This window comes from Aliidiomarina minuta, from assembly GCF_003987145.1.
Lineage (GTDB): Bacteria > Pseudomonadota > Gammaproteobacteria > Enterobacterales > Alteromonadaceae > Aliidiomarina > Aliidiomarina minuta.
In genome coordinates, this window is the sequence record NZ_PIPL01000003.1 from 62,728 (window position 1) to 84,932 (window position 22,205).

Annotated in this window: 19 protein-coding genes; 15 read left to right on the forward strand and 4 right to left on the reverse strand. The window is 49.9% G+C overall.

The window, feature by feature from the left end; translation table 11 throughout:
* Nucleotides 1-27: 27 nt before the first annotated feature.
* On the forward strand, nt 28-2,253 hold the full coding sequence (locus CWE09_RS12005; RefSeq protein ID WP_126804299.1) for a glycosyltransferase: 2,226 nt from the start codon (nt 28-30) through the stop codon (nt 2,251-2,253).
* On the opposite strand, the gene CWE09_RS12010 is transcribed toward CWE09_RS12005, so the two are convergent.
* Nucleotides 2,240-2,947 (reverse strand): TVP38/TMEM64 family protein, encoded by a 708-nt coding sequence (locus CWE09_RS12010; protein ID WP_198679779.1) that lies wholly within the window; start codon nt 2,945-2,947, stop codon nt 2,240-2,242. The two genes, CWE09_RS12005 and CWE09_RS12010, sit on opposite strands and share 14 nt — an antisense overlap.
* Before the next feature lie 109 nt (nt 2,948-3,056).
* On the opposite strand from CWE09_RS12010, the gene priA reads away from it, so the two are divergent.
* The 5 genes from priA to hslU all read left to right on the forward strand — a co-directional run bounded on the left by priA (nt 3,057) and on the right by hslU (nt 9,675).
* Nucleotides 3,057-5,252: a primosomal protein N' gene (priA, locus tag CWE09_RS12015; protein ID WP_126804300.1), complete on the forward strand. Its 2,196-nt coding sequence runs from the start codon at nt 3,057-3,059 to the stop codon at nt 5,250-5,252.
* A 91-nt stretch (nt 5,253-5,343) separates the two neighbouring features.
* On the forward strand, nt 5,344-7,092 hold the full coding sequence (gene argS / locus CWE09_RS12020; RefSeq protein WP_126804301.1) for an arginine--tRNA ligase: 1,749 nt from the start codon (nt 5,344-5,346) through the stop codon (nt 7,090-7,092).
* Nucleotides 7,093-7,098: 6 nt separating this feature from the next.
* The gene (locus CWE09_RS12025) at nt 7,099-7,692 is read left to right on the forward strand and encodes an SPOR domain-containing protein (protein ID WP_126804302.1); all 594 of its coding nucleotides are present in this window, start codon (nt 7,099-7,101) and stop codon (nt 7,690-7,692) included.
* A gap of 68 nt (nt 7,693-7,760) precedes the next feature.
* Nucleotides 7,761-8,303, forward strand: coding sequence for an ATP-dependent protease subunit HslV (gene hslV, locus CWE09_RS12030; RefSeq protein ID WP_126804303.1), 543 nt, complete (start codon nt 7,761-7,763; stop codon nt 8,301-8,303).
* A gap of 28 nt (nt 8,304-8,331) precedes the next feature.
* Nucleotides 8,332-9,675, forward strand: coding sequence for an ATP-dependent protease ATPase subunit HslU (gene hslU / locus CWE09_RS12035; protein ID WP_126804304.1), 1,344 nt, complete (start codon nt 8,332-8,334; stop codon nt 9,673-9,675).
* 12 nt (nt 9,676-9,687) lie between these two features.
* Here hslU and CWE09_RS12040 read toward each other — a convergent pair whose 3' ends face one another.
* The gene (locus tag CWE09_RS12040) at nt 9,688-11,748 is read right to left on the reverse strand and encodes a putative bifunctional diguanylate cyclase/phosphodiesterase (protein WP_198679783.1); all 2,061 of its coding nucleotides are present in this window, start codon (nt 11,746-11,748) and stop codon (nt 9,688-9,690) included.
* Nucleotides 11,749-11,902: 154 nt separating this feature from the next.
* Between CWE09_RS12040 and rraA the strand changes: the two genes are divergently transcribed.
* Both rraA and CWE09_RS12050 read left to right on the forward strand, forming a co-directional pair.
* Nucleotides 11,903-12,388, forward strand: coding sequence for a ribonuclease E activity regulator RraA (rraA, locus tag CWE09_RS12045; protein WP_126804306.1), 486 nt, complete (start codon nt 11,903-11,905; stop codon nt 12,386-12,388).
* Nucleotides 12,388-13,455 (forward strand): formimidoylglutamase, encoded by a 1,068-nt coding sequence (locus CWE09_RS12050; protein WP_126804307.1) that lies wholly within the window; start codon nt 12,388-12,390, stop codon nt 13,453-13,455. The genes rraA and CWE09_RS12050 overlap by 1 nt, the downstream gene beginning before the upstream one ends.
* Here CWE09_RS12050 and hutI read toward each other — a convergent pair.
* On the reverse strand, nt 13,448-14,674 hold the full coding sequence (hutI, locus tag CWE09_RS12055; protein ID WP_126804308.1) for an imidazolonepropionase: 1,227 nt from the start codon (nt 14,672-14,674) through the stop codon (nt 13,448-13,450). The two genes, CWE09_RS12050 and hutI, sit on opposite strands and share 8 nt — an antisense overlap.
* 107 nt (nt 14,675-14,781) lie before the next feature.
* Here hutI and hutC point away from each other — a divergent pair, with 107 nt between their 5' ends.
* From hutC to hutH, 3 genes are read left to right on the forward strand one after another with little or no spacing between them, the layout of a single operon-like run.
* The gene (gene hutC, locus CWE09_RS12060; RefSeq protein WP_126804309.1) at nt 14,782-15,498 is read left to right on the forward strand and encodes a histidine utilization repressor; all 717 of its coding nucleotides are present in this window, start codon (nt 14,782-14,784) and stop codon (nt 15,496-15,498) included.
* 1 nt (nt 15,499) lies between these two features.
* Nucleotides 15,500-17,176, forward strand: coding sequence for a urocanate hydratase (gene hutU / locus CWE09_RS12065; RefSeq protein ID WP_126804310.1), 1,677 nt, complete (start codon nt 15,500-15,502; stop codon nt 17,174-17,176).
* A 1-nt stretch (nt 17,177) separates the two neighbouring features.
* A complete protein-coding gene (gene hutH / locus CWE09_RS12070) occupies nt 17,178-18,716 on the forward strand; it encodes a histidine ammonia-lyase (protein ID WP_126804311.1) in 1,539 nt (512 codons plus the stop codon).
* Nucleotides 18,717-18,718: 2 nt separating this feature from the next.
* On the opposite strand, the gene CWE09_RS12075 is transcribed toward hutH, so the two are convergent.
* A complete protein-coding gene (locus CWE09_RS12075; protein ID WP_126804312.1) occupies nt 18,719-19,621 on the reverse strand; it encodes a bifunctional GNAT family N-acetyltransferase/hotdog fold thioesterase in 903 nt (300 codons plus the stop codon).
* Nucleotides 19,622-19,688: 67 nt separating this feature from the next.
* On the opposite strand from CWE09_RS12075, the gene CWE09_RS12080 reads away from it, so the two are divergent.
* Genes CWE09_RS12080 through CWE09_RS12095 form a run of 4 tightly spaced genes read left to right on the forward strand, consistent with a single transcriptional unit; the run spans nt 19,689 to nt 22,204 of the window.
* Entirely contained in the window at nt 19,689-20,360 is a 672-nt protein-coding gene (locus tag CWE09_RS12080) for a spermidine synthase (protein WP_126804313.1), read from the forward strand.
* 8 nt (nt 20,361-20,368) lie between these two features.
* A complete protein-coding gene (locus CWE09_RS12085; protein WP_126804314.1) occupies nt 20,369-21,307 on the forward strand; it encodes a virulence factor BrkB family protein in 939 nt (312 codons plus the stop codon).
* A gap of 1 nt (nt 21,308) precedes the next feature.
* Nucleotides 21,309-21,746: a D-aminoacyl-tRNA deacylase gene (gene dtd / locus CWE09_RS12090; protein WP_126804315.1), complete on the forward strand. Its 438-nt coding sequence runs from the start codon at nt 21,309-21,311 to the stop codon at nt 21,744-21,746.
* Between the two features lie 2 nt (nt 21,747-21,748).
* A complete protein-coding gene (locus tag CWE09_RS12095; protein WP_126804316.1) occupies nt 21,749-22,204 on the forward strand; it encodes an META domain-containing protein in 456 nt (151 codons plus the stop codon).
* Nucleotide 22,205: the final 1 nt, after the last annotated feature.

Genomic DNA, 22,205 nt, shown 5'->3' on the forward strand with positions numbered 1-22,205 from the left:
ATATAAACGAATTACGGAATTTAAGTTATGCAGTCCAGGGTTGGGTTAAAGCTTTTTTATTACTTAGTTATTGCTTTTATTGTCCTGTTGGCGGCCTTCTGGCTGTACCTGAACTTTTCTACGCCTGAATACGATATGTCCCAGTCTGCTCATGTAAAGCAGATCGAAAGTCATGTGGCTACCCAGGATAACTTTAGTTTTGCAGTGGTGGGTAATGTAAATAATTCAGTGCGCACCTTTGGCACCCAGATTATCCCCATGATTAACGAAAGTGACGCTGACTTCCTGATTTCTGCTGGCAATGCGGTAAGCGATGGTGGTGAGGAGAATTATCGCTCGATTTATAAAGTCTTTTCAAAATTAGCAATACCTTTTCTTTTTACCTTTGGTGAAAATGAAAATGATGCTTTTGGTAACGCTCGTTTCTACGAAAAAATAGGTCCCCATTTCTTTGATTTTGAGTCAGCTGGCCAGCACTTTATTTTCCTCGATAGCACCGGGAACACTGATTTCGACTGGCAGTTACATTGGTTGCGACAGCAACTGAGTAAATCTGAAGCCACTCGCACCTTTGTTTTTATAGGCACGCCGTTGCATTCGGAATTGTCAGTGACCCCTCCATTTGAAGAGGGGAATTACTTTCCGCGGGGAGCAATCCGGGATAGTTTCCGCGCTTTATTCGAAGAGTTTGCGGTAGATGTGGTGTTTTCTTCTAACCTGTCACTGTTCCACGACGTGGTAGAAAACGGTGTTCGTTATGTTACTACGGGAGGTGCTGGTGGCCTGATTCTGAATCATGAAGACAGTTATCACCACTATGTCAGGGTCGCGGTACAGGGGCCAAGTATGAATATCGAACCCGTTCGTTTTGCGATTGAAGAGTCTGTATTGTTGCGAACGCTGGATAGTATCTGGTCTGCGGTATACAGTTTTTTTTACGTCAGTTATGTGCGCTTCTTTTTGATCCTGTTGATTCTCGTGGCGATTAGCATCAGTCTTTGGCAGTTACTCTTTGAAGAACGCAATTATTATCCTGATTTTGACCTGGACCCGACTCCATTTGTCGACCAGAAAAAGCGGGTAGCAATTTTCAGCAATAATTTTTTCCCTTTTATATCAGGGGTTACTATTTCAATTGATCGCTTAATTCGAGGGCTGCAGGAGAAAGGGTATGAGTTATTGGTGGTCGCTCCCGATTACGATAAAAAAACGCAGGATAAGGCGTATATGTTGCGGGTACGCACTCTGTTTGCGTTTGGTCAGTACCGTGAGTTCAGGTTTGCAAACCTGCTACAGCCTGGTGTTGGTAAAGCGGTAAAATTATTTAACCCCGATATTATCCATCTTCAACATCCCTTTGGGCTCGGATCTCTGGGACTCTGGATAGCCAGACGAAACCGTATTCCGGCTGTCTACACTTATCATACACGCCTGGAAATGTACGCCCACTACGTTCCTTTGCCGGGCGCTATTTTCCGGAACCTGATTTCTCATGTGCTGGTGAAGCGCTTTTGCAACAAATGTGACGGCATTGTAGTGCCCACTTGGTCGGTAGAAGAATACCTGCGGGTGATCGGTGTGAAGACTAGAATTCTGGTCCAACCTACGGGCATCGATTATGAGGCTTTTCAAAAGGTTGATAATACCCAGCAGCATGCCTTGCGCGAAAAATATAAGATAGCAGATGAAGAGAAAGTATTAGTCACGGTCTCGCGGCTGGGGAAAGAAAAAAATATAGACTTCCTGATTCGGGCAATGGCTGATTTACCGCAATACACGAAGGCCAGATGTAAGCTTCTGATTGTTGGTTCGGGAGTAGAAAAAAAGCAGTTACAAGAACTTATAGTCTCCTTCGACTTACAAGACAAAGTGTTGCTAACCGGCGGGGTGGAACCAGACATGATTCGTCATTATTATCACTTGGCGGATGGATTTGTATTTGCGTCGAAGTCAGAAACTCAGGGTATGGTTATTCTCGAGGCTATGTCAGCAGGCTTACCTGTGGTGGCGATACGTGCCAGCGGTATTGATGATGTCATTGAGCATGGAAAAAATGGCTATAAAACCCCTGAAAATAAAGAAATCTGGAGTCGCTGCCTGGCCCGGTTATTGGATGATGATGACCTCAGAGCGACACTTTCGCGACAGGCGCGTTTATTTGCCGCTGAGCATGATGTAAGTAATTTCTGTAGTAAAATCAATTGTTTTTATGCCGAGCTGCTGGCAGCCCGGGCTCAGTTTAAGTCGACTTAGATTTTTGCTTCCGGCGGTATACCAGATGGATAACAAAAAGTAGCGCAAGAGCTGCGAGGATGGTGCCCAGGGCTATTGCGATTTCGCGGTTTTCTTCGGCAAGCAATAGCCTGGTTAGCTGGGCGCCAAGCAGAGTTACCGCAGCCAGGCCGGGTATGATACCAATTGCTGACCCCAGCATATAACGTAAAAACGGCATGCCCATTGCGCCCCCCATAAGGTTGGTCATGGTGAAAGGCGCGACAGGCAATAAATTAATTATTATCATTGAGTTAATGGTACGTCGGGTCATATAGGAAGAGGTTTTCCGGAGTAACCTCCCCTGGTATCGGGTAAGAGTATCTTTGCCCAGATGACGGCCGATCCAGTAGCTGCAGGCCGATGAACTGAGGGTCCCCAGAATGGCATACAGAAGTCCCCACCAGGGGCCAAACAGGATGCCGGTAGCAACAACTAGTAAGGTAAGCGGGAACATTAACAATAAAGCGATTATATAGGTTAGGATAACCGTAATGAGCAGCACTATCGGATTGGCATCCGCCGCAAAGTCGTCCAGAAGCTGTCGCAGTTGCTCGGGCTCTATGACTTCGGCATCGATCATCCAGCGCCAGCCGAAAGCAAGGACGGCCAGTATGCCGATGGTCAAGGTTATTTTGATCAGCAGTCCGCGTTGTGATGTGTTCATTCGTTGCATTTTAGAGTATCCGGCTGGTATCAGCGATCACCTTTGCAATATAAGTTAGGTTAAACCCGGTCTATTGGTTAGCATTTATTGGGTGCACGTTGACGATAAGAGGATAGTTTTGGCAAAGTTTATTCGGGTCGCCCTGCCAGTACCTTTATGGCGTTCATATGACTACCAGCTAGCAGATGATCTGTCGGTAACCACAGGCTGTCGGGTAATAGTGCCTTTTGGGTCGCGTGAACTGGTGGGCTTCGTGCTGCAAGCGGACTGCACTCCTGACTATGATGTCAGCAAAATAAAACCGATTAAGCGCGTGCTCGAGAGCTCATGTATCTGGCCGGAAAGCATGTGGAAACTGTTGCTCTGGGCCTCCGGTTATTACCATCACCCGTTGGGGGATGTGTTGGCCCACGCGGCGCCTGTGGCTCTTCGCAAAGGTGAGGCGGCGGACTACCAGAGTGTGCGTCGCTATATTCGTACTGCGCAGGGAGAACAGATTGACCTGCAACAATTAAAGCGTGCTCCGCAGCAGCAGCGGCTGCTGGCGGCGCTTAGCCGGGACTCGCTGACGCCAGCTCAGTTGCGTCAGCAAGAGTACAGCGCAGCCGCTTTAAAAGCGCTGCAGGACAAAGGTTGGGTTGAAACCGAAGTTGTTAAGCCGGATCCTGAGCCCTGGCAGTTCAACGCTGGCGACGAGGCATTACGGCTTAATCCCCAGCAGGCAGTCGCTGTGGCGGCACTGCATCAGTATTTGCAGCAAACCCAGTCTGCAGGCAAAGTCTGGTTACTGGAAGGTGTTACCGGTAGTGGGAAAACTGAAGTTTACCTGCAGGCTATGCAACAGGTACTTGAGCGAGGCCAGCAGGTATTAGTGATGGTGCCTGAAATTGGCTTAACACCGCAGACCGTGGCACGTTTTGAGCAACGTTTTAAAGTGCCTATTGTGGCATTGCATTCCGGGTTGACGGATAGTGAGCGTTTGCAGGGGTGGTTGCAGGCACGGGATGGTCAGGCGGCGATTATTATTGGCACCCGTTCAGCTATTTTTACTCCGTGCAAAAGCCTGGGCATGATTATACTGGATGAAGAGCACGACTCCTCTTTTAAGCAGCAGGACGGCTTTCGTTACAATGCCCGGGATTTGGCGGTAAAGCGCGCTTATGATGAAAAACTACCTCTGGTATTGGGTACCGCGACGCCCTCGCTGGAAAGTCTGGCGAATGTGGAGGCCGGTCGTTATCAGCACCTACAGCTAACGGACCGTGCCGGGGAAGCCCAACATGCCAAACACAAAATTATCGATTTAAAACAGCAACGCATGAAACATGGACTCAGCGAAGAGTTGCTGGCACGCATGAACCAGCACCTGGAAAAAGGGAATCAGGTGCTGTTGTTTTTGAATCGCCGCGGTTTTGCCAGCGCCTTGATTTGCCATGAATGTGGATGGGTCAGTGATTGCCATCGTTGCCAGAAACCTTTTACTGTGCACCAACAGAAAAATTTGCTGCAATGTCATCATTGCGGCGCCCAGCAGCGTATTCCGCGCCAGTGTGGTGATTGCGGAAGTACCCAGTTGATTACTCAGGGGGTTGGAACTGAGCAATTGGAAACGGTATTGCAACAGGAGCTGCCAGATTACCCGGTGCTGCGTATTGATCGCGACAGCACGCGCAAGAAAGGCCAGCTGGCGGCCCATTTAACCGCTGCTGCTAGCGGCGAATACCCAATTCTTATTGGTACTCAGATGCTGGCAAAAGGACATCATTTCCCGGATGTGACGCTGGTCGCCTTACTCGATGTCGATGGCGCTTTGTACAGTAGCGACTTTCGTGCTTCGGAACGACTCGGTCAGCTTTATACGCAGGTAGCGGGCCGCGCGGGCCGCGCAAGTAAACCGGGCACTGTGGTGTTGCAAACACACCATCCGGAGCATCCGTTAATTCAGGAGCTGGTTAATAACGGCTATCATGACTTTGCCCGCAGCGCTCTGGCTGAACGGCAACAGGCACTATTGCCTCCGTATGCGTCAATGGCGCTGATACGGGCGGAAGCAATGGTGGAACAGGACGCGTTACTTTTACTGCAGGCAATTGGTCAGCACTTGCAGGGAGTCAGCGAAGTGGTCGTAATAGGACCCATGCCAGCTCCCCTGGCCAGACGTGCCGGCCGTTTTCGTTTTCAGCTGCTGTTGCATGCGGAACAACGTAAATTTTTACATGCCTGGTTACAGCGTCAGCTCCCCCAGTTAGAGAAACTGCCTGAGGCGCGTAAAGCGCGCTGGTCGCTGGATATTGATCCCCAGGATTTTACCTAGCTGAAGTCTTTTTTTCATCGGGGGAAGCGATTACACTAGGCCCCCCGACGACTGTCATTGTCAATTATCACGTTTGAGGTTTAAAGCTGCGATGAAACAGCAAATTGAAGTACTTTTGCAGGCTGCTATTGAGAAGTTAAAGCAGCAGGGCACTTTGCCTGCTGAGGTAAGCCCGCGTATTCAGCTGGATCGCCCGCGTGATAAAAGCCACGGTGACTTTGCCACTAATCTGGCACTGATGCTGGCAAAACCAGCTAAACAGAATCCACGGCAACTGGCTGAGGCCATAGTAGCTGCGTTACCTGCTAATGATGTGCTGGCAGCAACTGATATTGCTGGCCCAGGATTTATTAACTTCAGTATGAATACCGCCCAGCTGGTTAATCAGCTGGAACAGGCGTGGCTGGATCCCCAGCTTAACGTGGGCAATACGGGCGCCGCGCAGACTATAGTTATCGACTATTCGTCGCCGAACCTGGCCAAAGAAATGCACGTCGGTCACTTGCGCTCGACCATTATTGGCGATGCGGTAGCCCGGACCCTGGAACTGCAAGGGCACAAAGTGATTCGTCAGAACCATGTGGGTGACTGGGGAACTCAGTTTGGTATGTTGCTGGCGCATATGGAAGATGTAAAAAGCGAGTCTGGCGATGCTGAATTGTTATTGTCGGATTTGGAAACTTTTTACAAAGCGGCGAAGAAGCGTTTTGACGCTGAACCTGAGTTTGCTAATCGCGCACGCTCCCTGGTGGTGAAACTGCAATCGGGTGATCAGTATTGTGCCGGGTTATGGCAACAGTTTATCGATATCTCGCTGGCGCACTGTCAGGAAGTGTATGACCGTTTAGGTGTTAAGCTGACTCGCGATGATGTCATGGCAGAAAGTGCTTACAATGGCGAACTGCACGATATCGTGAAGGTACTCACTGAACAGGGTTTGCTGGTTGAAGATCAGGGCGCAAAATGCGTATTTCTGGACGAATTTAAAGGTAAAGAAGATGAACCTTTGCCTATTATTGTGCAGAAAAAAGATGGTGGTTTTCTGTATGCCACTACTGATTTAGCAGCGGTTCGTTATCGAGCGGAAAAGTTAAAGGCTGATCGCGCCATTTATGTGGTCGATGCCCGTCAGGCTTTACATTTTAACCAGATTTTCACCCTTGCCCGTAAGGCAAACCTGGCACCAGTTGAGATGCAGCTGGAACATATGGGTTTTGGCATGGTGATGGGCAAAGATGGGCGGCCTTTTAAAAGCCGTGACGGCGGTGTGACAAAACTGGCTGACTTACTGACCGAGGCGGAACGTCGCGCCCAGGCGCTGATTGCTGAAAAAGGCAGTGAGATGACTACTGAAGAGCAGGCTCACATCGCCAGTGTGGTTGGCATTGCTTCAGTAAAATATGCGGATCTGTCGAAAAACCGCACCAGTGATTACGTATTCGACTGGGACAGTATGATAAGTTTTGAAGGCAATACCGCGCCGTATCTGCTTTACGCATTCACCCGTGTGAACAGCATATTTCAAAAAGCGGGGTTGCAGCAGCAGGACGTTGACGGCACTTTTGAGCTGATTAGCGCACAGGACACAGCGCTGGCTAATAAGCTGGCACAGTTCCCAGAAATTATTGCTACGGTCGGCGCTAAAGGCATGCCGCACTTTCTTTGTGGTTATCTGTTTGAACTGGCCGGAGCTTTCTCCTCATTTTATGAAGCCTGCCCTATTCTCAGCGCGGAACAGGAGTCTGTGCGCAATAGCCGCCTGAAACTGGCGGCTTTGACCGCACGCACCCTTGAACAGGGCTTAAATTTATTAGGTATTCCAACATTGCAACGGATGTAATTCAGGGTGTCAGTCGATTACGCCGATAAAGGCAAACCGAATAAGCGCAAGCCGACGAAGAAGAACCGCAACAGCAACAAGCGGACAACTTCCGGTGCCCGCCGTAATAAACCTGGGCAAAGTAAACTGCCGATAGTAGTGCTGATAGTCGGCGGCCTGTTGCTGGTAGCTTTTGTGGTTTTTTTATGGTTATTAAAAAACAATGCAACAGATTCTGAATCCGGCGGTGAGCCAGTAGTAACACCTCAGGCTCAGTTCGAAGACGAATTACCGCAAGCACCGGAAGAACGCTGGCAGTATATTCACGATCTGGAAAACCGCGAGGTTGAAGTGATAGTTCCGGAACGTGCTGAGACACAGCGGCGCCTGATGCAGTGCGGTTCTTTCCGCCGCCAGTCGGATGCCGAAACGTTGCGCGCACAGATTGCAATGCTGGGGCATGAGTCCCAGGTGCGACAAACACAAAGTAGCGAGCATGGCGTTTGGTACCGGGTGATTTTAGGACCATTTGAAAATCTACGCGCCGCACAAAGCGTAAATAATCAACTGCGACGCGGCAACGTGCAAGGCTGTCAGATTTGGTTATGGAACCTCGATTAAGCACTTTGCATTGAAATCTCCCTTCCGAGTCCTCATCTCTTTGCTAATGCAATGAGAGAGGATTCAGTATGACTACGATAGTCTCAGTTCGACGCGGCGATAAAGTCGCCATAGGTGGTGATGGTCAGGTTTCCCTGGGCAACACTGTGATGAAAGGCAACGCCAAAAAAGTAAGACGACTTTATCACGAGCAGGTACTTGCGGGTTTTGCTGGTGGTACCGCTGATGCGTTTACCCTTTTTGAGCGTTTTGAAGCTAAACTTGAAATGTATCAGGGGCACCTGACCCGAGCGGCTGTCGAGCTGGCCAAAGAATGGCGCACCGACCGCGCACTGCGCAAGCTGGAAGCTTTGTTGGCCGTCGCTGATAAAACCACATCATTAATTATTACCGGTAACGGCGATGTGGTGCAGCCGGAAGACGATTTGATCGCTATTGGTTCAGGCGGGCCTTTTGCGCAGGCCTCGGCCCGTGCTCTGTTGGAAAATACCGAACTGGGTGCACCTGAGATCGTTGAAAAAAGCCTCAGCATAGCGGGCGACATCTGTGTGTATACCAACGCCTTCCACACTATTGAAGTACTTGATGCTGAGCAGGCTCAGGACAAGTAAGCGGTTACGCTGCTAAACAGGAGTTTTTATGTCAAACATGACCCCCCGTGAAATAGTTCACGAGTTAAACAGCCACATCATCGGTCAGGATGATGCCAAGCGTGCCGTTTCCGTTGCTTTGCGTAATCGTTGGCGCCGGATGCAGCTTGACGAAGAAATGCGTCAGGAAGTGACACCCAAGAATATTCTGATGATAGGCCCGACGGGCGTGGGTAAAACAGAAATCGCGCGACGTTTGGCTAAATTGGCGAATGCGCCTTTTATTAAAATCGAAGCGACTAAATTTACCGAAGTAGGCTACGTCGGTAAAGAAATTGAATCGATCATACGTGACTTAACGGATACCGCGGTTAAGCAGGTGCGGGAGCAGGAAATGGCGCGTGTACGTCATCGTGCTGAGGATGCTGCGGAAGACCGTATTCTGGACGCACTACTGCCAAAAGCGCGTAATGCGACCTGGGGCGAAGAGCCGGAAAATAAACCGACGGAAGACGACAACAATACGCGTCAGACTTTCCGCAAGAAACTGCGTGAAGGCAAACTGGACGATAAAGAAATCGAACTGGATCTGGCCATGCCGCAAATGGGTGTTGAAATCATGGCCCCTCCGGGCATGGAAGAGATGACCTCCCAGCTACAGAATATGTTCCAGAATATGTCTGGTGGAAAAACCAAAAAACGTAAGCTGAAAATTAAAGACGCGTTCAAACAGCTGGTGGAAGAAGAAGCCGCCAAAATGCTTAACCCTGAAGAACTGAAAGAAAAAGCAGTGCACTCAGTAGAGCAGAACGGCATCGTGTTTCTGGACGAAATCGATAAAATCTGTAAGCGCGGCGAAAGCAGTGGCCCGGATGTTTCGCGCGAAGGCGTGCAACGGGACTTATTGCCGTTAGTTGAAGGCACCACGGTGAACACCAAGCACGGCATGGTCAAAACGGACCATATTCTGTTTATTGCGTCTGGCGCTTTTCAGATGTCAAAACCTTCGGATTTGATTCCTGAACTGCAGGGACGGTTACCCATCCGGGTTGAGTTGAAAGCCCTGACCAGTGACGACTTTGTGCGCATTCTGACGGAGCCCAGTGCTTCACTGACCGCGCAGTACGTAGCCCTGATGGATACTGAAGGCGTATATGTCAGCTTCACCAAAGACGGCATTCAGCGTATTGCGGAAGTGGCCTGGCAGGTCAATGAAAAGACTGAAAACATCGGCGCCCGTCGTTTGCATACCGTGCTGGAACGTTTAACCGAAGAGGTTTCTTTTAATGCCAGCGAAATGACCGGCGAAAGCCTGGTTATTGATGAAGCTTACGTGAATAAGCACCTCGATGCCCTGGTGGACAACGAGGATTTAAGCCGCTTTATTCTCTGAGTCAGTTGGATATCAGGAAGGCGAGGGAGCCAGCTTTACCGGGCTGGCTTTCCAGCTTTTCCAGTGTTGCTGCAGCAGTTCCAGGGCTGCAGTGAGACTGACCGGCGGACTGAGGTGAAAGCCCTGCACCTGATCACAGTCCATGGCAGCCAACAGGCTGAACTGTTCTTCGGTTTCCACACCTTCTGCAACTACGCCTTTTTTCAGGTTATGACTCAGGTGAATTAATGCGCTCACTATGCTGTTGTTGCTTGAGTTATCGACACCATCGCGAAGCAACTCACTAATAAAGCTACGATCTATTTTTATTTTACTGACCGGCAACCGGCGCAAATAAGCGAGTGAAGAATAACCGGTACCAAAATCGTCAATAGAGACCTTAATACCCATCTCCTGCAACTTTTGCAAAACATTAAGTCCAGCCTGAACATCAGTCATTGCTACGTTTTCGGTGATTTCGAGCTCAATATCGCTGTATTTAAGTTTATAACGGCTGAATAAAGACTTTAGTTTCTCTACCAGTTCTGGTTGTTGAAAGTGGCGAGCCGAGAGGTTAACTGCAACCGGTAATACTTCATTGCCAGTTGCACGCCACTCAGCAATGAAACGGGCGCAATGTTCGAGTACCCAGTCATCCAGTTCGCTGGCCAGCCCCAGTTCTTCAATGAAAGGCAGAAACTCGCTGGGCGGAAGCAGGCCGCGTTCCGGGTGTTGCCAGCGTATCAGTGCCTCAAAGCCGCAAAGCTGACGGATGTTGGACTGATACAGCGGCTGCACGTGAATAATGAACTGATCTTTGCTCAGCGCCGTTTTTAATTCCGGTTCCAAATCCACCAAACGGATATAATTCTGGTCCATACCGCGCAGATAAAACATCATCGACGGATTTTCACTACGCTTTGCATTGGCCAGCGCTATAGTTGCTTTGTTCAGTAAGGACTCGCTATGAGGACCGTGCTGAGGATATCGCGCTACGCCGATACTAGACGTGAGATTAACGTCTTTACTATCGATATGCATGGGCATTTGAATCCACTTTTGAATCACATTGCCCAAATCTTCAATCAACGAGCGACGCTTCAGGTGGTCAAATAGCAAAACAAAGACATCACCGCTTATACGGGCTACCGCCAGGGGCTTCACCGGTAAGGTTTGCAAACGTTGACTGACTTCAATGAGTGCGCGGTCGCCCCCGCGAATACCGAGCGTGTCATTAATCGCTTTAAAGCGGTTAATGCCGATCATGAAAAGCGTCAGGTGCCGACCCGTCGCGCGGCTTGAATCTATAAATACCGGCATTTTGCTCATTAACTCTTCACGGTTTTCAATACCGGTTAACGAGTCATGAGTGTTCAGGTATTCCGCTTTTTGCACGGCCATTAAGGAGCGGTGGCGTTCCGAGTCCAGCAGCCAGATGATAATGCCAACGGCTGCCATGGCAATAAAGAGGATATTGAAGAACCCCTGTATCACCCAAAGCGCAGGACTAAGCGACAAATTGGCACTAAATAGACTGAACTGGACCAGGATAATATTTTTACTGCCAAGTAGCATAAAAGCAACCGCAATCAGCCGTGGCCCCATTGAAGCAGGGGCATGGCTTAGTATCAATATACCCACGGCAAGAGAAACTACTCCGCTGATCAGTAGCGTGAGGGTATCGCGGAAAAAAGGCAGGAGTTCACTCAGGATGCCACTACTCAGTAGTGGTAACAAAGCGATGCCCCCGAGTGAAAAGCTGAATATATACATCAGGCGGCGTGACCAAATCGATGGTGCGCGGTCCCGCACTACATCTGCAGTGCCGATAATAAGCAGGCTCAGGGACAGATAGAGGAAGCTTAAATGCAGCGTAGTGAAAGTGATCACCAGGCCTTCAGTGCTGAACCCGCTGACACGAAGAAGACCAAAGCAGGCACTTAAGGCGTAACAAAAAGCCGCATACGACCAATAGCGAAGGTAAGGGCGCTTATAGACTCTGAAATAGTGCAGCATCATCAGGCCAAACCCAACGAGCAGTAAGGTTTGGGCAACATAATTTGCACCTGCAATCGCAGCATTCTCTGACAGCATAATGAGCATTATTGTTATTATTTTGTAGCCAGACTGTAACGGGGTTTACTGATTAAAATCAACTATTGGTTAAAAATCCGGGCTTTGCTTTATATCCACGGGCGTTAGGGTTTATACTCAGGCATCTCCTTTCTATGCATTAGGTAGCTCTATTATGGAATACAACACCTCGGAACTTTGTGATTTGTACGCGGACTCGGTAGACGTAGTAGAACCTATGTTTGTTAATTATGGCGGACGCTCGTCTTTTGGTGGTCAGATTGTAACCATCAAGTGTCACGAAGATAAAGGTCTGATTGAAGCGACCCTGCAGGACGCTGGCGCAGGTAAAGTGCTGCTGGTTGACGGTGGTGGCTCGTTACGTCGTGCGTTGATTGACATCGCTATTGCTGAATTAGCAGTGGAAAATGAATGGGAAGGCATTATTTGTTATGGCTGTGTACGCGATGTAGACGCGCTGGAAGATCTTGATCTGGGTATTCAGGCAGTTGCTTCGTTACCCGTGGGCGCTCCTTCAGCCAGCACTGGCGAAGTCGATATCCCGGTGAATTTCGGTGGCGTAACATTTTTACCCGAAGATCATATTTACGCTGATGCAACGGGCGTCATTCTTTCGCCGGAACCTCTGGATATCGATTAATGACTTCGGCAGGCAGCTTTCCGCAATACCTGCGGCTTGCTAATCCGCAGCCGCTGGTAAAAACCCGCGAACAGGAAACTAAAATCGGCCAGGCAATTCACTGCCTGCCCGATGCCCAGAACTTCCTGCAAAGTCTGAAACAACTGCACGAACAGGGCCGTCGAGTGGCCCTGCTAGGCGTTCCTGAATCCATTGGACCGCGTGGTAACCTGGGTAATGGTGGAGCTGAGCTGGGCTGGCAGGCTTTTTTGCAAAACTTTCTGAATCTGCAAGCAACACCAGCAATGCCCATTGACGAGCTATTGCTGGTCGGCGATATCGACTGCGAAGACCTAATGCACGAAGCGCAGGATTTGACTGCCCAGGACGCTCAGGATCTGAATCGGTTGCGTGAGCTTTGCGGACACATCGATCAGCGGGTTATGCAAGTTCTGAGTCCTCTATTTGCGGCAGGCTTCGAAGTTATTCTGATTGGTGGTGGGCATAATAATGCCTATCCATTATTAACTTCTCTTTATGAAGAAAGCGGGCAGCGCTGCGGTGCGGTGAATCTGGACCCGCATGCTGATTTTCGTCCCCGAGAAGGCCGTCATAGCGGCAATGGCTTCAGCTATGCTTACGTAGAAGGCGCGCTGGCTCATTATCATGTGATGTCGCTGCATGAAGGCAAGAACTCGGCTACGAGCCTTCGGCAAATGAGTGAAGCAGGGTTTCGCTATCACAGTATTCATCGTTTATACGACATGTTGTTTACGGAAGCTATGGAAGATGTGGCGGCCAGAGCTATGGCATGGCAGGCGCCACTGGGCATTGAGGTTGACGTTGATGCTATTCAGCAGGCTCCGGCCAGTGCGTTAAACTTTGCCGGGGTCACTATTCCTCAGGCGTATCGGTTTGTTTCTCAGTTGGCGGAATTACCTGAGGTGCGCTATCTGCATCTGGCAGAAGCTGCTCCCGAACGCCATCCGGCGGGTAAAGACGCGGGCATGATGGCTGCAGGGCAGTTGCTGTGTGAACTGACTCTGGCTTACTTATTTGCCCGCGAACGGCGACCGGCAGCTAGATAAATAGCTGTTCTGGGGTCACTTCAGTGCCAGCCTGCCATAATTTTTGTAAAGGATTTACCCCAAACTGATAACACAACTCAGCTGGTGCACGGACTTTCCATAACGCCAGATCTGCCTGCTTACCTACTTCAATGGTACCTTGCTGAGCGCTGCCTAGAGCGGTTGCGGCGTGACTGGTAACCCCTGCCAGTGCTTCTTCCGGAGTTAAGCGAAACAGTGTGCAGGCCATATTCAGCATTAATGGCAAATTGTGAATGGGAGAAGATCCCGGGTTCGCATCAGTGGCAATGGCAATAGGTACACCAGCGCGACGCAGGCTTTCAATAGGTGGCAGCTTTGTTTCCCGAAGAAAGTAAAATGCGCCAGGCAAGAGCACTGCGACAGTTCCTGCTTCTTTCATGCGCTGAATGCCGGAGTCAGATAAGTACTCCAGATGGTCCGCAGACAACCCCTGATAATCAGCAACTAACGCTGCGCCATCCTGATCACTAAGCTGCTCTGCATGTAACTTGACGGGCAATCCCAGTTGCTTCGCTTTGCTAAATACCCGTTCGGTCTGTTCGCGGCTAAAACCAATGCGTTCACAGAATACATCCACCGCATCGACCAGGTTTTCTGCATGGGCTGCGGGCAATACCTGATCGCAGACAAAATCAATGTAGTCATCGGCTCTGCCTTTATACTCAGGTGGTAGTGCATGGGCCGCCAGAAAAGTGGTTCTTATACTGACTGGCAATGTTTGCTCCAGGCGACGAGCGACCCTTAGTTGTTTCAATTCTGTCTGCATATCCAGGCCATAACCCGATTTTATTTCAATCTGGGTAACGCCCTGGGTAATCAGGGTACAGGCCCGTTCACGGGCCAGTTCATAAAGCTCGTCCTCACTGGCCGCGCGCGTTGCTTTAACTGTAGAAATAATGCCCCCACCCTGTTTTGCAATGTCTTCGTAACTGGCGCCGTGCAGGCGCTGGCTAAACTCGTTGGCACGACTGCCAGCCCAGACCAGATGAGTGTGACAGTCGATCAGTCCCGGAGTCAGTAAGCCCCCCTCGCCATCAATGCGGGTCTCGATTTGCTGATAGGTTGCTGGCAGATCATTAACAGAGCCAACCCAGGCAATTTTGTCATCATCCAGCACTACAGCGGCATTCAGAATAATGCCAAGTTCGGGGTTGGTCATAGTAGCAACGTTAATGTTGCGAACTAGAGTAAGTGACATGCAGACTCCTTGCGCTTGTTCAGGCTATTTTTATTTACAATAATCTCATGCTATTGTATATACAACATGTCTGCAAGCTTTCAGACTTAACAAGTCGGGTAAAAAGCATGAAATATGATCATATAAAACAATGTATATACCGCAAAATCGAATCTGGCGAGTGGCCGGAGCGTCATCCGGTCAGTTCGGAAAATGCGTTGGCAACCGAGTTCTCGGTGAGCCGCATGACCGCGCGTCGGGCGTTGCAGGAACTGGCAGAAGAAGGCCTTGTGGTAAGAACACGGGGAGCCGGTACTTTCGTGGCCCCTTTGAAATCGCAATCTGCAGTGCTTGCCATTCGTAATATAGCCGATGAGATAGCACTTCGCCGTCATCACCACCATGCCGAAGTTCAGTTGATGGAAGCGATGGTGGCGGAGCCTTCTTTGGCCACGGCGCTGCAGCTGCCGCAAGGCGCTGAAGTCTTTCGTTCTGTAATTACCCATTTTGAAAATGGGCAGTCAGTGCAGGTTGAAGACAGATATGTGAATCCTTTGCTGGTGCCAGATTATTTAAAACAGGACTTTACTGAGCATACTCCGCATGAGTATTTATGCGAAGTGACCCCTCTGACTGAAGCCAGTCATCAAATTGAAGCCGTTATGCCGACCCCTCAACAGCAGCATTGGTTGCATTTAGAGCAGCCCGAACCCTGCCTGCAGGTGCAACGACGCACCTGGAGCCGCGAGGGTGTGGTGAGTCAGGCGTTGCTGACCCACCCCGGTTCGCGTTTTCGCCTGGGTGGGCATATGACTTTCAAAAAAAGCAGAATTCAGGAGCAATAAAATGACAGATCCGCGTTTTGATGGGTCGCGTGAAATACGCGCTGACCGAGGCAGTGAAATAACCGCAAAAAGCTGGCAGACCGAAGCTGCCAAACGAATGCTTATGAACAACCTGGACCCGGAAGTTGCCGAACATCCGCAAGGTCTGGTGGTTTATGGCGGCATTGGTCGCGCAGCCCGCGACTGGGCATGTTATGACAAAATTGTTGAAGTGCTTAATCGCTTAAACGACGACGAGTCACTATTAATTCAAAGTGGAAAGCCGGTGGGAGTTTTTAAAACCCACACGGATGCTCCCCGGGTGCTGATTGCTAACTCCAACCTGGTGCCTGAATGGGCAAATTGGGAGCATTTCAATGAGCTGGATAAAAAAGGCCTGATGATGTACGGCCAGATGACCGCGGGCTCATGGATTTATATAGGGTCTCAGGGCATCGTGCAGGGTACGTATGAAACCTTTGGTGCCGTGTCTAAACAGCACTTTAACGGAGACGCCAGCGGTAAGTGGGTACTCACTGGTGGTTTAGGGGGCATGGGCGGCGCACAGCCACTGGCAGCCACGATGGCTGGTTTTTCAATGCTGGCCTGTGAAGTGGACGAAAGCCGTATCGATTTCCGTTTGCGTACTGGTTATGTGGATGTCAAAGCAAGCTGCCTGGATGACGCCTTGCAGCGCCTTGAGCAGGCTAAACAGGAAGGGAAGGCGATTTCTATTGGCCTGTCAGGCAATGCAGCAGATGTATACGATGAGTTGGTGCAACGTAATATCACCCCGGATGTGGTAACCGACCAGACCTCCGCTCACGATCCTTTAAATGGTTATCTGCCACAGGGCTGGAGCATGCAACAAGCTGCCGAAGAACGGGTGGCCAATGCAGCGAAGGTGGTTAAAGCCGCCAAGCAGTCAATGGCTGTGCAGGTACGGGCTATGCTCACTATGCAGGATCGCGGTGCCGCCGTGCTCGATTATGGTAATAATATCCGTCAGATGGCGAAAGATGAAGGCGTTACCAATGCTTTTGACTTCCCAGGCTTTGTACCTGCTTATATCAGACCATTATTCTGTGAAGGTATCGGGCCTTTCCGTTGGGTGGCTTTGTCAGGTGATCCTGAAGATATTTATAAAACCGATGCCAAAGTGAAAGAACTGATCCCGGATGATGAGCATTTGCACAACTGGCTGGATATGGCCAGAGAGCGCATTGCTTTCCAGGGGCTACCGTCGCGTATTTGTTGGATAGGATTAAAAGACAGAGCCCGTATTGCGCTGGCATTTAATGACATGGTTAAAAACGGCGAGTTAAAAGCGCCGGTGGTTATCGGTCGTGACCACTTAGATTCAGGCTCTGTGGCCAGCCCTAACCGGGAAACTGAAGCCATGCTGGATGGTTCGGACGCGGTCTCAGACTGGCCGTTGCTGAATGCGTTGCTAAGTACCGCGGGCGGTGCCACCTGGGTCAGCTTGCATCATGGTGGTGGCGTTGGCATGGGCTACTCGCAGCATGCCGGTGTGGTCATTGTAGCCGACGGCACTGAGCAGGCAGCAGCACGTTTGGGGCGGGTGCTCTGGAACGATCCTGCCACGGGTGTTATGCGCCATGCGGATGCCGGTTATGAAATAGCGCAGCAATCTGCCAAAGAAAACAATTTAGATTTACCTATGCTGGAAGGAAAATAAGATGGCCGCTACGAATGCATTTGAATTACAACCCGGCCAGTTAACCCTGGCACAGTTGCGGGAAGTGGATCGTGCGCCAATGCGCGTGTCCCTGACCGGAGAGACTCGCCAACGAATTTCTGCTTCTGCAGATACCGTAGCGAAGGTCCTGGCGGAAGGTCGTGTGGTGTACGGTATTAATACCGGTTTTGGACTGCTTGCGAATACTCGTATTAAGCCGGAAGAATTGACCGAATTGCAGCGTAAAATTGTGCTGTCACATGCCGCTGGCGTGGGCAACCTGATGAAAGATCAGGTGGTGCGCCTGATGCTGTTGTTAAAAATAAATTCCCTGGCTCGTGGCTATTCAGGTGTACGTTTGCAGGTCATGGACGCTTTGATGGCTTTGCTGGAACATGAAGTGTACCCCTGTATTCCAGAAAAAGGTTCGGTGGGCGCCAGTGGCGACTTAGCACCGTTGGCCCACCTGGTGTTGCCTTTGTTAGGCGAAGGCGAAGTACGTTTTAAAGGCGAGCGCATGCCGGCAGCTGAAGGCATAAAACATGCCGGTTTAGCGCCTATGGAGTTGGCACCGAAAGAAGGCCTGGCTTTGCTTAATGGTACTCAGGCTTCAACAGCACTGGCGCTGCACAGTCTATTTGCGATTGAAGATGTATTCAGCGCGGGCTTGCTGGCGGGATCTTTGTCGCTCGAGGCGGCAATGGGTTCAAGAACACCTTTTGATGAGCGTATTCATGCCGTACGAGGTCAGCCGGGACAAATTAAAGTGGCCGCTGCGTTGCGCGAAATACTTGCTAACGACAGTGAAATAGGTAGTTCTCACGCTGAATGTGGCAAAGTTCAGGACCCCTATTCGCTGCGCTGTCAGCCGCAGGTTATGGGCGCCATACTGGACCAGATAACTTTCAATGCTGGGGTACTGGAACGCGAAGCCAATGGTGTGACCGACAATCCGCTGGTGTTTGCCGACGATGACGACATTCTTTCCGGCGGTAATTTTCATGCCGAACCCGTGGCACTGGCAGCTGATGCTCTGGCCATTGCCTGCAGTGAAATTGGTGCCCTGTCGGAGCGTCGTATGGCCTTGCTTATCGACCAGAATCTAAGCAACCTGCCGCCGTTTCTGGTTGAAAATGGCGGTGTGAATTCAGGTTTTATGCTGGCTCAGGTGACCGCAGCAGCGCTGGCTTCTGAGAACAAAAGCCTGGCTCATCCAGCGTCCGTAGACAGTCTGCCGACATCAGCAAACCAGGAAGATCATGTGTCTATGGCAACGTTTGCTGCGCGGCGGTTGCAGGATTTAGCCAGTAACACCGCTTATATACTGGCGGTGGAGTTATTGGCGGCTGCTCAGGGGGTTGACTTCAGACGACCACTGAAAAGTTCAGTGGTCGTGGAAAAATTGCATCAGGCAATTCGCAATGAAGTCAGTTTTTACAGCGAGGATCGCTATTTTTCACCGGATATTGAGTCAATAGCGGGTTTGATCCGTTCAGGTAAGTTGACGCCTTTGGTTAGCCTGAGAATAAGCGCTGATTAAAATCAGCGTTTTGCCATGACGACGAAACGACCGTTAAAATAAGCCACCGGGCTTTCGTCGTCATATACCGTGACCTCAACATTCAGGTGCGCGTTTTTAGCTGATTTTAAGCACTCCATATCACCTTGCATATCTTCCAGGTGAACTTCAGCACGGGGCTCTGAGGCGAGCGGCTTTTTATAGGAAATAGTGCCTTCTCCTAATACCACCGAACCCTGCAGACCTCGTTCCTGCAATTGCAACTGAACCATGCCCCAGCCTGTCAAAGTAGCTAGCGAATAAATACTGCCAGCGAACATGGTGTTGTGCACATTCAGGTTGCGGGTAATCGTGGCACGCACTTCTAAATCACGACCCGTGTACTGGTAGATACGTATTCCCATGGCATCGCTGATGGGAATTTGCTCCTGCCAGGTTTGCTGTAGATCGTGGCACCAGCCCGGGCGATAAATAATGTGATTACTGGGGTCTATATATTTTACCAGCTGATGTTCTGCCATTGGATTTTTAACTTGATCCGCTTCTTCTTTAAGCTCATAACCGCAACGAAGGTAAAAACCCAGAGTAGTGTCCCGCGAGTTGATAATGATTCGGTTGGCTCCCTGGTCACGTGCGCGTAATTCCAGGTGTTTAATGATACGCACACCGTGGCCTTCTCCCTGTTCGTCGGGATCAACCACCATGAAGCGTATCTGAGCTTCCTCAGGACTGTTGAAATGAAGACGGCCACAACCTATAGGTTTTGCCTCAGCATTGAGCAGCATGCAGTGCTCACTGACCTGATCGTACTCATCTTGCTCGGACCCGCGCGGACGATTAAAAGGCTCACGCAGGACACGCCAGCGCAATTCAAAGTACTGTTTAAGTTCCTTTTCACTCTGGGGAGCGATAATTGAGTATTTCATAGCTTCCTGATTGGCATGAGATAACCTAAACTGGTTCCCATTGCATTTTGTACGGATGATTCGGCCTTTGACCCACCCAACGGACTTTGAATATGAACTGGCTAAATCCTCTATCCTGTATCTGACAGGAGATTCAGAGGTTAGAGTAGTAGTGCTGGAGAATCAAGATTATCGCTTTCTGGTGATCAATGGTGCTATCCAGAGTGTATTAAAGTTACAGGACCCGAAAGCCTTAGTTTTGCCTCACCAGCTGGAGCTTCTGGCTGAATTGCCTCAACTAGCGCCAACCGCGCGAGTACTGGAACTTGGACTCGGTGGTGGCAGCGCGTTGCGGCATGCCAGCTATTGTTATCCTCAGCTGTATTGGTGCTGTCTGGAGACCAATGCAGAAGTTATCAACCTGTATTGGGAGTACTTTGCTCCAGAGCAGGAACTGGCTGAACATGAAATTATTCTCAGCGACAGTTTAGAGTGGTTGCAAAAGACGCCAGCGCGACAACAATTTGAGCTGATCCTCTGTGATGTCTATGCTGAGGTGCAGGCTCCGTTGCTGGAAGCATGCTTGGGACGACTGAGTGCTGATGGCGTATTGATGGTTAACTGGTTACCGCATCTGCAACCACAGGGTAACAAGAGCCTGGACTTTTTTCACTGGCTATCGGCGCAACAGAATTTGCAGCATACTATGCAAAAGGTGAAAGGGTTCCGGAATCAGATCCACCGGCTTACTAAGATTTAAGGAGTGTTATGGTTGACTGGAAACAGCAGCGTCAACAAGTAGCAAAATTGTCCGTTGAGCGGGGCAAAACGGTGTATGAGTTTTTAACTCATTTCATTAAGCGCTGTATCCATGACCGGGTAACCATTACCGCAGGACACCTTACGTACGTCAGTTTATTGTCTTTTGTGCCTTTAGTGGCGGTTATTTTTGCAGTTTTTGCCACTTTCCCGATGTTCGAAGACATGCGCCGTACGATTGAAGAAGCCTTGATTGGGAATCTGGTGCCAGCCAGCGGTGACGCTATTCGCGAATATCTGAATAAATTTGTCGAGAACGCCAGTCAGCTGTCTGCTGTTGGCAGCATATTCTTATTCGTCGTCGCTATTATGCTGATGTCGGTTATCGACAGAGCATTGAACTATATCTGGCGCATTAAGAAGCGGCGTCGCTTTATTATTTCACTGGCGGTGTACTGGATGGTGCTGACCCTGGGGCCAGTGTTGGTGGGAATCAGTATTGGTGTGAGTTCTTATTTATTGTCGGTGTCCTCTGTGGCTGATGATTATATTAGCGGTATACGCACCCTGATGCTGACGTTGCTGCCTTTCTTCGCTACTTTGGTCGCATTTTTACTGCTTTACATCATGGTGCCTAACAAAGTGGTGCGGGCGCGCCATGCTATCTGGGGCGCGTTGTTTTCGGCGTTGGCATTTGAACTTGCTAAACTTGGATTTGGCCTGTACCTCCAGTACTTCCCTGCCTATGAAGTAATTTACGGGGCCGTGGCGACCATTCCTATTCTGATTGTCTGGATTTTCCTGTCCTGGAACATTATTTTATTGGGTGCTGAGCTTACCGCCAGTGTGGAAGAGTTTTTACATGAGAAAGCAGAACCCACCCCGGAGGAGGAGCAGGACCTGGATACTGATCATGACAGAGAAATACAGGGACCTGGCGTAAATTAAAATGATTGCATTGATACAGCGGGTAAGCTCGGCCCGCGTCGAAGTTGACGAGCGTGACATAGCTAATATTGAAAAGGGGATATTGATCCTGCTTGGCGTGGAGAAATCAGATACTCAGGAGAAAGCGGCGCAACTGGCTAAGCGCGTAGCGGGCTATCGTATATTTGCGGATGCTGAAGGAAAAATGAATCTGGATGTAAAAGACGCGGGTGGGCAAGCCCTGGTCGTGTCTCAATTTACACTGGCTGCAGATACCCGCAAAGGTCGTCGACCCAGCTTTTCTTCATCAGCTGCACCGGAACAGGCCGAGCCGTTGTATGAATTTTTTTGCCAGCAATTGGCGGAACAAGGCATTCGGGTACAGAAAGGGCAGTTTGCTGCCGATATGAAAGTACATCTGGTCAATGACGGCCCTGTTACTTTTCAACTAACGGTTTAAGCATGCGAAGAAAATATTGTTGTGGACTGCTACTGACTGTCTTTTTGTCTGCCTGCTCAGACACCACAGAGAGTGCTGACCATCCAGCTACTCCGCTGGTTGTGGCTGGTGATGAAAGCGGACTGCAAGGTAGTTGGAGACTGGTTGACATGACCGCCCGTATTGAAGTGGGCGAAGCCACTCTGGCGGCTGGTTACACAGTAACCTTTGACGAAGATGGTTCTCTTAATGGGTCTGCAGACTGCAATTATTTTTACGGCAGCTATGCCGCCAGCAGTGATTACAAGCTCTCGGTTTCAACTCTGGATAAGACCCAGGCCGCCTGTCCGCAACCCTCAGTATGGAGCCTGTATCTGGGCATTTTACAAAGTGCTTTGCGTTATGAACGCATGGGCGATCGTTTAATTATTACTTCTACTTTAAATGGACGCCTGGTTTTCGAACAGGTTAGCGGATAAG